The organism is Clostridium sp. (genome assembly GCF_051650885.1).
Lineage (GTDB): Bacteria > Bacillota > Clostridia > Clostridiales > Clostridiaceae > Clostridium.
On record NZ_JBOFRG010000043.1, the window covers coordinates 22,388 to 34,061 of the forward strand.

At 30.0% G+C, this 11,674-nt stretch carries 12 protein-coding genes, 1 tRNA gene and 1 other annotated feature; of the genes, 12 read left to right on the forward strand and 1 reads right to left on the reverse strand.

What is annotated here, in order from left to right:
• Window positions 1-169 precede the first annotated feature (169 nt).
• The gene (gene radA / locus ACRC28_RS01890) at window positions 170-1,537 is read left to right on the forward strand and encodes a DNA repair protein RadA (protein WP_438541761.1); all 1,368 of its coding nucleotides are present in this window, start codon (window positions 170-172) and stop codon (window positions 1,535-1,537) included.
• Window positions 1,538-1,556: 19 nt separating this feature from the next.
• The gene (disA, locus tag ACRC28_RS01895) at window positions 1,557-2,621 is read left to right on the forward strand and encodes a DNA integrity scanning diadenylate cyclase DisA (RefSeq protein ID WP_438541762.1); all 1,065 of its coding nucleotides are present in this window, start codon (window positions 1,557-1,559) and stop codon (window positions 2,619-2,621) included.
• 51 nt (window positions 2,622-2,672) lie between these two features.
• Here disA and ACRC28_RS01900 read toward each other — a convergent pair whose 3' ends face one another.
• Complete coding sequence (locus tag ACRC28_RS01900) at window positions 2,673-3,071, reverse strand: DUF1573 domain-containing protein (protein WP_438541763.1); 399 nt, start codon at window positions 3,069-3,071, stop codon at window positions 2,673-2,675.
• 258 nt (window positions 3,072-3,329) lie between these two features.
• On the opposite strand from ACRC28_RS01900, the gene ACRC28_RS01905 reads away from it, so the two are divergent.
• The 10 genes from ACRC28_RS01905 to ACRC28_RS01950 all read left to right on the forward strand — a co-directional run.
• Complete coding sequence (locus tag ACRC28_RS01905) at window positions 3,330-4,442, forward strand: PIN/TRAM domain-containing protein (RefSeq protein WP_438541764.1); 1,113 nt, start codon at window positions 3,330-3,332, stop codon at window positions 4,440-4,442.
• Window positions 4,443-4,453: 11 nt separating this feature from the next.
• Window positions 4,454-5,134, forward strand: coding sequence for a 2-C-methyl-D-erythritol 4-phosphate cytidylyltransferase (gene ispD, locus ACRC28_RS01910; protein ID WP_438541765.1), 681 nt, complete (start codon window positions 4,454-4,456; stop codon window positions 5,132-5,134).
• Between the two features lie 53 nt (window positions 5,135-5,187).
• Window positions 5,188-5,367, forward strand: a binding site (T-box leader).
• A gap of 68 nt (window positions 5,368-5,435) precedes the next feature.
• A complete protein-coding gene (locus ACRC28_RS01915; RefSeq protein WP_438541766.1) occupies window positions 5,436-7,151 on the forward strand; it encodes a proline--tRNA ligase in 1,716 nt (571 codons plus the stop codon).
• Window positions 7,152-7,169: 18 nt separating this feature from the next.
• The gene (gene cysS / locus ACRC28_RS01920) at window positions 7,170-8,573 is read left to right on the forward strand and encodes a cysteine--tRNA ligase (RefSeq protein WP_438541767.1); all 1,404 of its coding nucleotides are present in this window, start codon (window positions 7,170-7,172) and stop codon (window positions 8,571-8,573) included.
• A gap of 58 nt (window positions 8,574-8,631) precedes the next feature.
• Window positions 8,632-9,048: a Mini-ribonuclease 3 gene (locus ACRC28_RS01925; RefSeq protein WP_438541768.1), complete on the forward strand. Its 417-nt coding sequence runs from the start codon at window positions 8,632-8,634 to the stop codon at window positions 9,046-9,048.
• A 51-nt stretch (window positions 9,049-9,099) separates the two neighbouring features.
• Window positions 9,100-10,041, forward strand: coding sequence for a 23S rRNA (guanosine(2251)-2'-O)-methyltransferase RlmB (gene rlmB / locus ACRC28_RS01930; protein ID WP_438541769.1), 942 nt, complete (start codon window positions 9,100-9,102; stop codon window positions 10,039-10,041).
• A gap of 18 nt (window positions 10,042-10,059) precedes the next feature.
• On the forward strand, window positions 10,060-10,569 hold the full coding sequence (locus ACRC28_RS01935) for an NYN domain-containing protein (RefSeq protein WP_438541770.1): 510 nt from the start codon (window positions 10,060-10,062) through the stop codon (window positions 10,567-10,569).
• A gap of 105 nt (window positions 10,570-10,674) precedes the next feature.
• Window positions 10,675-11,295, forward strand: a complete 621-nt coding sequence (gene sigH, locus ACRC28_RS01940) for an RNA polymerase sporulation sigma factor SigH (protein WP_438541771.1) — start codon at window positions 10,675-10,677, stop codon at window positions 11,293-11,295.
• Window positions 11,296-11,371: 76 nt separating this feature from the next.
• Window positions 11,372-11,447 (forward strand) — tRNA-Thr (locus ACRC28_RS01945).
• Between the two features lie 61 nt (window positions 11,448-11,508).
• A partial coding sequence (locus ACRC28_RS01950) for a GTP-binding protein (RefSeq protein ID WP_438541773.1) occupies window positions 11,509-11,674 on the forward strand: 166 nt, incomplete at its 3' end.

Genomic DNA, 11,674 nt, shown 5'->3' on the forward strand with positions numbered 1-11,674 from the left:
TGAAGAAATGTATATTTTAGAGAAAATGATACAAAAATAAAAGATAATTAATAAAAGTTACAAAATAATTTATATAATCTTTAAAATACGATATAATTAAGAATATGATTATATAAAATAGAAAACTATTTTGCATACATAAAAATAATTAAAGATGAAAGGTGTTTTTATGGCGAAGATAAAATCAATATTTACTTGCCAGAAATGTGGATATGAGAGTCCAAAGTGGCTTGGAAAGTGTCCAGATTGTAACGAGTGGAATACGTTTATAGAAGAAATAAAAGATGAAAAAGCAGTAGTTAAAAATAAAATAGCAAAGTCAATTACAATAGATGGAATGCCAAAGAGTATTAAAGAAATTAAATCAGGTGAAAGAGAAAGACTTGATACAGGTTTAAATGAATTAAATAGAGTACTTGGAGGAGGACTGGTAAAAGGGTCGCTAACACTTATATCAGGAGATCCTGGAATAGGAAAATCAACTTTATTACTTCAAACTGCAAGTAATATATCAAATAAGTATGGAAAAGTCCTATATGTTTCAGGAGAAGAATCAGAAGAGCAAATAAAAATTAGAGGAGATAGACTTGGAGTAACTAGCAATGAGTTATTTATAATATCAGAAACTAATTTAGATAAAATAGAAGTATATATAGACCAAATAGAACCTAAATTTGTAATTATAGATTCTGTACAAACAATCTATAAAGAAAATGTTACGTCAGCACCAGGAAGTGTATCACAAGTAAGAGAGTGTTCAAATCAACTTATGAGAATTGGGAAAAATAAAAATGTACCATTATTTATAGTTGCTCATGTAACTAAGCAAGGAGAACTTGCAGGACCAAGAGTTTTAGAACACATGGTAGATACAGTACTGCATTTTTCAGGTGAGAGAACAGAAGAGTTTAGAATTTTAAGAACTATGAAAAATAGATTTGGGACTACTAGTGAAATAGGTGTCTTTGAAATGAGACAAGAAGGATTAGTTGAAGTATATGATCCATCAAGTATATTTTTAGAAGATACAAATTTCAATCAAGAAGGTTCTGTAGTAATTGGAATAATGGAAGGTTCAAGACCGATTTTGGTTGAGATACAAGCACTTGTAACAGAAACTAAAGCTGTTATGCCAAGAAGAACTGCTGTTGGGATAGATAATCAAAGGTTAAGCTTAATATTAGCAGTTTTAGAAAAAAAATTAAAAGTTCCATTTTATAATTGTGATGTCTATGTAAATGTAGTTGGAGGTCTTAACATAGAAGGAACAACAGCAGACTTAGGTTTATCTATAGCACTTGTTTCAAGCTTGAAAAATTCAAACATAAATCTACCAAAGGTATTAGTAATTGGAGAAGTTGGATTAACAGGTGAGATTAGACCGATAACATCAGCTGAAAGACTTGTTAATGAGGCTGAAAAAATGGGATTTGAAAATGTAATAGTACCATATAGAAATAAAGACAAACTAGGAAATAGAAAAATAAATGTAATAGGTGTAAATAATATTAGGGAAGCAATTAAAAAGATATTTTAAAAAATAGGTGATAAGTATTATGAGATTAGAAAGAGATTTAGAAATAAAAAAGATACTTAAAATGATGTGTCCTGGAACTGCTTTAAGAGAAGGACTTGAAAATATACTTAGAGCTAAAACAGGAGGACTAATAGTTTTAGGGGATAGTGATGATGTAATGGAGCTTGTGGATGGTGGATTTAAAATAAATGCAGATTATTCACCAGCATATGTTTACGAGCTAGCTAAAATGGACGGAGCGATAGTTTTAAGTAGAGATATAAAAAGAATAGTTTGTGCTAATGCACAGCTTGTGCCTAGTGCTGAAATACCAACAGTTGAAACAGGAACAAGACATAGAACAGCTCAAAGAGTAGCAAGACAAACTAATAAAGTAACAATAGCTATTTCACAAAGAAGAAATATAATAACTGTATATAAAGGTGATATAAAGTATGTACTTAGAGAAAGTAGTATAATACTTGGAAGAGCAAACCAAGCAATACAAACCTTAGAAAAGTATGTATCAGTATTAGATAGAGTAATAAATAACTTGAATCTTTTAGAATTTCAAGATTTAACAACACTTTTTGATGTAGTTACAGCTATTCAAAGAACAGAAATGGTAATGAGAATAGTAGAAGAAATAAGAGTATATATCTTAGAACTTGGAAATGAAGGAAGACTTATATCAATGCAGTTAAATGAACTTATAAGATATGTAGAACGTGATGGAATACTTCTTATAAGAGACTACTGTTATTATGAAAATGAATTTAATGATATCTATGATGCAATTCAAAAATTAACATCAGAAGAATTAATTGATTTAGAAGCAATAGCAAGAACATTAGGACATGGATATACTGTACTTGCAGATACATTGATTTCTCCAAAAGGATATAGAGTTTTAAGTAAAATCCCAAGAATTCCATCAACAGTAATTGAAAATCTTATAAAGCATTTTGGAAGTTTCAATAAAATAATAACGGCTGAAATAGAAGATTTAGATAGAGTTGAAGGAATAGGTGAAGCAAGAGCTAAAGCTATAAGAAATGGACTTAGAAGAATAAATGAACAAATTTCATTGAAAGCTGAATTATAAAAAATAAATTGAGCATAATAAAAGCGATATCTGTAAAAGATATCGCTTTTATTATCTAAAATTAAATTTTCCTAATGTATTAACTTTGTGGTGCTCTTTTAAAAGAACATCATAAAGATTAATATCTAAAGTATTACAAAGAGATGTTAAGTAAAAAATATGGGTTCCCATTTCCTTTTCTATTATATCTCTACAATTTTCACATAAGCATCCATTTAAATGAGATTCAAAGTAATTTGAAATTTCTTCAAAAGATACATCATCTGAGGGAACGGATTGTTTATTGGCGTTTATAGAAACACAACCACAAGTAGTTACAGACTTTATAATAGCACGATTTATTCGAGCACTAGATTCAGAGAATTTGCTAGAAATATCAAGAATACTCTTGTGTCTAAGCAAGGAATCGTTTACTGCATCTTGAAATTCATCAAATATTATATCTTTCATTACAATCACTCCTTTTATAATCAACGTGTTTAAAAGTAAAAATAAACCTCTTTAATTGGTATGATATACTAATGGATTTTAAAAATATAGGGGGTATTGTCTAAAAATAAATTAAAGATGTGCAGAGATATTAAGAAAAACTTAATTCAAGAAAGTTCTTACTGTGGTATACTAAAAGCGTAGTAAATTTATAAAAACCTTATAAAAGGGTATTTAATAAGTCTATTATGGTAATACTTTAAAATAGGAGGTGGGAAAATGTTAAAAAAATTAACAAGAGGGATTCTAACAATAACAGGATTTCTTATAGGTTATATAATTGGTGATGCTGTATTAAAAATTGATGTAGTTAAACAGATAAGCTACTTATCTACTGCAGTCGGTTCGGTATTATTTCTTATATTTATTTCTTTATTATTCGGTATTATTCTTTACGCAGCTTCACCAGCTATATATAAACTAGTATCTAATTTATTAGATTATGTAGAAGTTAACATGAGAAATATTTCAGTTAACGAAATAGTATATGGTGCCATAGGGGCGTTAGTATTATTAATGATTACTTATTTCTTCGGAAAGGGATTAAGTAATATATATTTGATAGGACCACTGTTATATACTTTATTGAATATAATAGCTGCAATATTAGGTATGAAAATAATGATAAGTAAAAAAGACGATATAAACAACATGATAATGTCTATTAAAAAAGAGAAAAAAGAGAAGCCTGTAAAAGAGAAAAAAGAGAAACCAGTAAAAATAGCAAAAGGATATAAGCCATTACCAAAGGTGTTAGATACATCTGTAATTATAGATGGAAGAATATATGATATTTGCCAAACAGGTTTCATAGAAGGACCATTAGTTATACCAAGCTTTGTATTAGATGAATTAAGACATATTTCAGATTCATCAGACTCTTTAAAAAGAGTAAGAGGAAGAAGAGGTCTTGATATATTAAATAAGATACAAAAAGAAATTGATATTGAAACTCAAATTTGGGAAGGTGATTTTCCTAAAATAGCAGAAGTTGATGCTAAGTTATTGAAATTAGCACAAGTTTTAGAGGGAAAAGTAATAACTAATGATTACAACTTAAATAAGGTTGCAGAAGTTCAAGGTGTTCCGGTATTAAATATAAACGAATTATCAAATGCTATTAAGCCTGTAGTTATACCAGGAGAAGAAATGGTAGTAGAAGTTGTTAAAGATGGTAAAGAGCCTACACAGGGTGTAGCATATCTTGATGATGGAACAATGATAGTAGTTGAAGGTGGAAGACTTCATATGGGAAAAACAATAACAGTTATTGTTACATCTGTACTTCAAACAGCAGCTGGAAGAATGATATTTGCTAAACCTAAAGAATAGGAGTTTATAAAATGAATAGTGCAATAATATTAGCGGGCGGAAGAGGGAAAAGAATGAACTCTGATGTAAGCAAACAATATATAGAAATTAACGGAAAACCAATTTTATATTACACTATAAAAAGATTTATGAACTGCAAGGAAGTAGATAAAATTGTAGTTGTTGTCCCAAAAGATGAAATAGATTATTGCAGAAGCGAAGTAATAGATAAGTATGATTTAAAGGTTGATTTAATAGTATCGGGCGGAAAAGAAAGACAAGATTCTGTTTTAAATGGATTAGAAAAATTAGAAAAGACTGATATTGTTTTAATTCATGATGGAGCAAGACCATTTTTAAGTGAAAAAATGATAAAAGATGGAATAAATTTTGCTAAAAAGTATAAAAGTGCAGCACCAGGAGTGATGCCAAAGGATACTATAAAAGTGAAGGATGAAAAATCTTTTTCAAAAGAAACTTTAAATAGAGCAGAATTAATAGCAATACAAACGCCGCAAGTATTTGAATATAATTTAATATTAGAATGTCATAGAAAAGTAAAAGAGCAGGGCATTGAGGTAACAGACGATACATCAGTAGTAGAAGCTTTTGGAGAAAGTGTATATTTATATGATGGTGAATATACAAATATAAAAGTAACTACACCAGAAGACCTTATACTTGCAAAATATTTATCAAAAGCTAATATTTAGAATTATTGACAGAGAAATATATAAAAGATATAATTAAAAATCATAACTTTATATTATTTACGTTGAAGAAGAATAGTAGAAATCGTCTTTTCAGAGAGAGAATCCATAGGCTGTAAGATTTTCAAATAGATTTTGAACCAGCTTTGGAGTTAATAGAAAACTATCGGTTTAATACCGTTATCATTATTAAAGAAATAAATTTAGGTGGTACCGCGATATAAGTCGCCCTATATGTAAAAATATAGGGGCGATTTTTTTTTATGAATAAAAATTATAAAGGAATTTTAGGAGGAATACTAATATGAAAATGTCAAATATGCTAATAGCAACACTAAGAGAAGTTCCAGCAGAAGCAGAAATAGCAAGTCATCAGTTAATGATTAGAGCAGGGTTAATAAGAAAGATGACTTCGGGAATATACAATCATTTACCACTTGGAATTAAAGTTCTTAAAAATGTTGAAGAAATAATAAGAGAAGAAATGGAAGAAAAAGGAGCACAAGAGTTACTTTGTTCTGCGATTATTCCAGCTGAATTATGGCAAGAATCAGGAAGATGGGATGCTTATGGAGCAGAAATGTTCAGAGTAAAAGATAGAGGTTCAAGAGATTATTGCTTAGGACCAACTCATGAAGAAGTTTTTACAAGTATAGTTAAAAATGAAATAAAATCATATAAGCAATTACCAATAAATCTTTACCAAATTCAAACTAAATATAGAGATGAAAGAAGACCAAGATTTGGAGTTATGAGATCAAGAGAGTTCATAATGAAAGATGCTTATAGCTTTGATAGAGACCAAGCAGGATTAGATTTAGCATTTAATAAAATGCATGATGCATACGTTAATATATTTAACAGATGTGGATTAGATGCCAAAGGTGTTGAAGCTGATTCAGGAGCAATTGGAGGATCAAATTCAGTTGAATTCATGGTTAAATCAGAAGTTGGTGAAGATGATGTAGTATTCTGTACATCATGTGATTATGCAGCTAATATGGAAAAGGCAGAAGCAATGCCAGAAAAAATGACTGAAGAAGCTATGGAAGAGATGAAAAAAGTAGAAACTCCAGATAGCAGAACAATTGAGGAAGTTTCAAACTTCTTAAATGTTGATCCTAAGAAAACTGTAAAAACATTATTATATAATGTTGATGGAAAATGTATAGCTGTTTTAGTTAGAGGAGATAGAGAAGTAAACGAAGTTAAGGTTGCAAATGCAGCAAATGCAGAAACAGATATAGAACTTGCAAGTCATGAGCAAGTTATGGAAGCAACAAATGCACAAACAGGGTTTGCAGGACCAGTTGGAATAAAAGTAGATTTATTATTAGTTGATGCTGAAGTTAAAGGGATGAACAATATAGTTGTTGGAGCTAATGAAACAGGGTATCATTTAACAGGTGTTAATTATGGAAGAGACTTTGAAGGAACTGTTGGAGACTTCAGAAATGTTGAAGAAGGAGAAGTTTGTCCAAAATGTGGTGGAAAAATCACTATTGCTAGAGGAACAGAAGTAGGACATATCTTTAAATTAGGAACAAAATATTCAGAAGCTATGAATGCTAAGTTTATAGATGAAGATGGGAAAGAGAAGCCATTTATAATGGGTTGTTATGGTATAGGTGTAACAAGAACTGTTGCATCAATAATAGAACAGCATCATGATGAAAATGGAATAGTATGGCCATTAGAAGTAGCACCATATAAAGTATCAGTTATTGCTGTTAACTCAAAAGATGAAGAGCAAATGAGAGTAGCAGAAGAAATTTATAAAAACTTAAAATCATTAGGATTAGATGTTTTATTTGATGATAGAAAAGAAAGAGCAGGAGTTAAATTTAAGGATTCAGAGCTTATGGGAATTCCAATGAGAGTAGTTGTTGGAAAGAAAATAACTGAAGGTGAAGTTGAATTTAGATTAAGAACAAGTGCTGATAATGAAATAATAAAAGTAGAAGAAGTAGAAGCTAGAGTAAGAGCAGAATTTGAAAAGAATAATCTTAAATTAAGATAAAATAAAAGGAGGAAAGAGATGAAATTATACAATACATTAACAAGACAAAAAGAAGAATTTAAGCCTATAACCCCAGGCGAAGTTAAGATGTATGTTTGTGGACCAACTGTATATAATTTCTTTCATATAGGAAATGGAAGAACGTTTATAGTCTTTGATACTGTAAGAAGATACTTTGAATACAGAGGTTATAAAGTAAAGTTTGTACAAAACTTCACAGATATAGACGATAAAATGATTAATAAAGCAAATGATGAAGGAACAACTGTTAAAGATATTGGAGATAAATATATAAAAGAATATTATACAGATGCAGATGCATTAAATATTGAAAGAGCAACAGTTAATCCAAGAGCAACAGAATACATTGGTCAAATCATAAAGTTTGTTAAAGAACTTATAGAAAAAGGATATGCATATGAAGTAGATGGAGATGTTTACTTTAGTGCAAGAAAATTTGAAGGTTATGGTAAACTTTCTAAGCAAAACCTAGATGAGCTTAATATAGGAAAAAGAGTAAATGTAGATGATAGAAAGAAAGATCCAATGGACTTTGCTATATGGAAAGCAAAGAAAGAGGGAGAGCCTGCGTGGAAGTGCCCATGGGGAGAAGGAAGACCCGGGTGGCATATTGAATGTTCATGTATGGCAAAAAATATATTAGGTGATACTATAGACATACATGCAGGAGGAATGGACCTTTCATTCCCACATCATGAAAATGAGATAGCACAAAGTGAAGCATTAACAGGAGAACCATTTGCACATTATTGGATGCATTCAGCATATGTAAATGTAAATAATCAAAAAATGTCTAAATCATTAAATAATTTCTTTACAGCAAGAGATGTTTTAAAAGAATATGATGCAGACGTAATAAGATTTTTAATGTTATCATGTCATTATAGAATACAATTAAATTACACAAAAGATTTATTAGATTCGGCTAAAGCTTCTGTTGATAGATTATATAATGCAATAGGAAATTTAGAAAATTTAATAGATGAAGTAAAGCTTGAAAAGATGACAGAAGAAGAAAAGAAATACTTAGAAAGCTTAAATGGATATAGAGAAAAGTATATTGCAAAAATGGATGATGACTTCAATACAGCAGATGCTATAACAGCTATATTTGATTTAATAAAAGATACTAATACAAATATAACAGTAAATTCATCTAAAGAGTTAGCAGAAAAAGCTTTAGAATTAATAAGAGAGCTTGGAGCACCACTTGGAATACTACAAAAATCAACTAAAGATGCAAAAATTGCAGAAGAAGTTGAAGGTTTAATAGAACAAAGACAACAAGCAAGAAAAGATAGAGATTTTGCATTAGCAGATAAAATCAGAGATGATTTAAAAGCTAGAGGGATTGTTCTAGAAGACACAGCACAGGGTGTTAGATGGAAGAAAGTTAATTAAAACATTAGGGGATGCTTCAAAATGTTGGAGTATCTCCTTTATTTAAAGGAGATAGAGGATGATAGAAAATTTAAGAGTAAGAGAATTTTCTAAAGATGAAGCAAGAGGTTTAAATCCACTTCAATTAGCATTGATTGGTGATGGAGCATATGAAATATTTATAAGAAATTATATACTTGCAAACAACACAAGCCTTTTAGCAAATAAAATGCATAGAGAAGCAATAGGATATGTAAAGGCAAAGAGCCAAGCGTATATTATGCATGAGATAGAAGAAGAGCTTACAGAAGAAGAGTTATATATTTATAAAAGAGGAAGAAACACTAAGTCAGCAACAGTTCCTAAGAATGCAGATGTAAGGGATTATAGAATGGCAACTGGATTTGAAGCATTAGTTGGATATTTATATTTAATTAATAATGTTGAAAGACTAGAATTTATATTTAATAAATCGATAGAAGTGTGCAAAAAGTAAAATACGTGATAATATTAAGTAAAATTTAATTGATTTGAGGAGATTTATATTATGAAAAAACCAAAAAAGAGCTACAGAGAATTAAAAAAGATGTCTGAAGAGAGAGAAGAAAGACTAAAAAAGAAAAATGCTAGAACTGATAATAACACAAGATTAATCAGAGGTGAAAAAAATAGAAATAGAAGAGATGAATCTAAGCCAGTTAGATCAACTAGACCAGTTAGAGAAGAAAAAAGAGTAGAAGAAGTAGTTGAAATAAGAGAAGATTTAATAATCGGAAGAAATGCAGTGATGGAAGCATTAAAGAATGATAAAACTATAGAGGCGCTTTACATAACTAACGGATCAAGAGAAGGATCAATAAATGCAATAATAGGAATGGCAAAAGACAAAAAAATAGTAATTAAAGAAGTAGAAAAAAGAGCATTAGATTCAATGGTAAATGGAGTAGTTCACCAAGGAGTAGTTGCTAAAATAACACCATATAACTACTGTGAAGTATCAGATATATTAAAGAGAGCTGAAAGAAAAGGGCAAGATCCATTTATCATAATATTAGATGAAATAGAAGATCCACATAACTTAGGTTCTATAATAAGAACTGCAGAGACTTGTGGAGTTCATGGTATAATAATACCAAAGAGAAGAAATGTAGGAGTAACACCAACAGTATACAAATCATCAGTTGGAGCAGTAGAACATGTAAGAATTGCTAAGGTTACTAACATAAATAAAGCTATAGATGAATTAAAATCAGCTGGTGTGTGGATATATGGAGCTGACATTGAGGGAAGAGAATATAGTCATGAAGTAAACTTCAGTGGACCTTGTGGAATAGTTATTGGAAGCGAAGGAAGAGGAATATCTAAATTAACATTAAAGAAATGTGATAAGGTAGTAAAAATTCCTATGATAGGAAGAATAAACTCATTAAACGCTTCAGTAGCCGGGGGAATAATGATGTATGAGGTCTTAAAAGGAAGACTAAAATAAGAAAAAGAGGGATGAAAGGTGAAGATAATCTTTGTAGATGGATATAATGTGATTAATAGTTGGCCTAACCTAAAGGTGGGCAAAGATGGATTAGAAGGTGCTAGACAAAGGCTAATAGAAATAATGGAAAATTACAGTAGCTATAGAAATGAACAGGTGATACTTGTTTTTGATGCTCATATGGTTCAAGGTAGTATAGAAAAAAAAGAAGTTATAACAAAATTATTAGAAGTTGTATTTACTAAAATGGGAGAAACAGCGGATGCTTTTATAGAGCGAGAAGTTGATAGAATCGGAAGAAAATATGATGTGTGTGTAGTAACCTCAGATAATTTAGAACAGCAAACTATATTTCAAAGAGGGGCATCAAGAAAATCTTCACCAGAATTTTATAAAGATGTTATTATAGCAGAGAAAAAAATAAAAACAGAAACAGAAAGAAATAAAATAAATCATAAAAATAATCTCTCGGATAACATTAATCAAGAAGTTTTAGTAAAACTAGAAGCTATGAGAAGAAGCAAATAAGAAAGTTTAGTAAAGTTTGACTTTGATTTGTAATTTATTGTATAATAAAACTTATATGTAGGCATTGATTTTAGGTAACAAAGCTAGGAAAATGGTGGGGAATATATGAATAAACATATAGAGTTAGAAAAAAAATCAGATGAAGAGATTGTTGTATATGCAAAGTCAGGGGAAAGTTATGCACAAGAGTATTTAATAAATAAATATGAAAACTTTGTGAAATCAAAAGCAAAAACCTATTTTCTAATAGGAGCAGATAAAGAAGATATTTATCAAGAAGGCATGATAGGATTGTATAAGGCAATTAGAGATTATAATCCTGAGAAATTAACAAGTTTTAGAGCATTTGCGGAATTGTGTGTAACAAGACAAATTATAACAGCAATAAAAACAGCAACAAGACAAAAACACATACCATTAAACACTTATGTATCTTTAAATAAGCCTATTTACGAAGAAGAATCAGAAAGAACATTATTAGATGTTTTAGCTGGATTTAAGATTACAGATCCAGAAGAATTAGTAGTAAGTCAAGAAGAAATGTTAAGAATAGAAGGAAAGATCCAAGAAAACTTATCTAGCTTAGAGCAAAAAGTTCTTAACTCATATTTAGATGGAAAGTCATATCAAGAAATTGCTTGTGATTTAGATAGGCAAGCAAAATCTATAGATAATGCACTTCAGAGAGTTAAAAGAAAGCTCGAAAAATGCTTGGATATAAAGTAAGTATTTATATTGACAAAATAAAAGAAAAATAGTAAACTTTATAATTGGTATATTGGATAAATTCAATATATTGAGTGCTCACGTAGCTCAGTCGGTAGAGCGTCGCCTTGGTAAGGCGGAGGTCGTCGGTTCAATCCCGATCGTGAGCTCCAAGTCTCAGAATTTGAAAAAACGCTAGGCAAGGTTTATTTAGGATTAAAGGAGGAATTTACAATGTCAAAAGCAAAATTTGAAAGAAGCAAACCACACGTAAATATCGGAACTATTGGTCACGTTGACCACGGTAAAACTACATTAACAGCAGCTATTACTACAGTATTAGCTAATAAAGGATTCGCTGAGTCATTTAAATATGACGAAATCGATAAAGCTCCAGAGG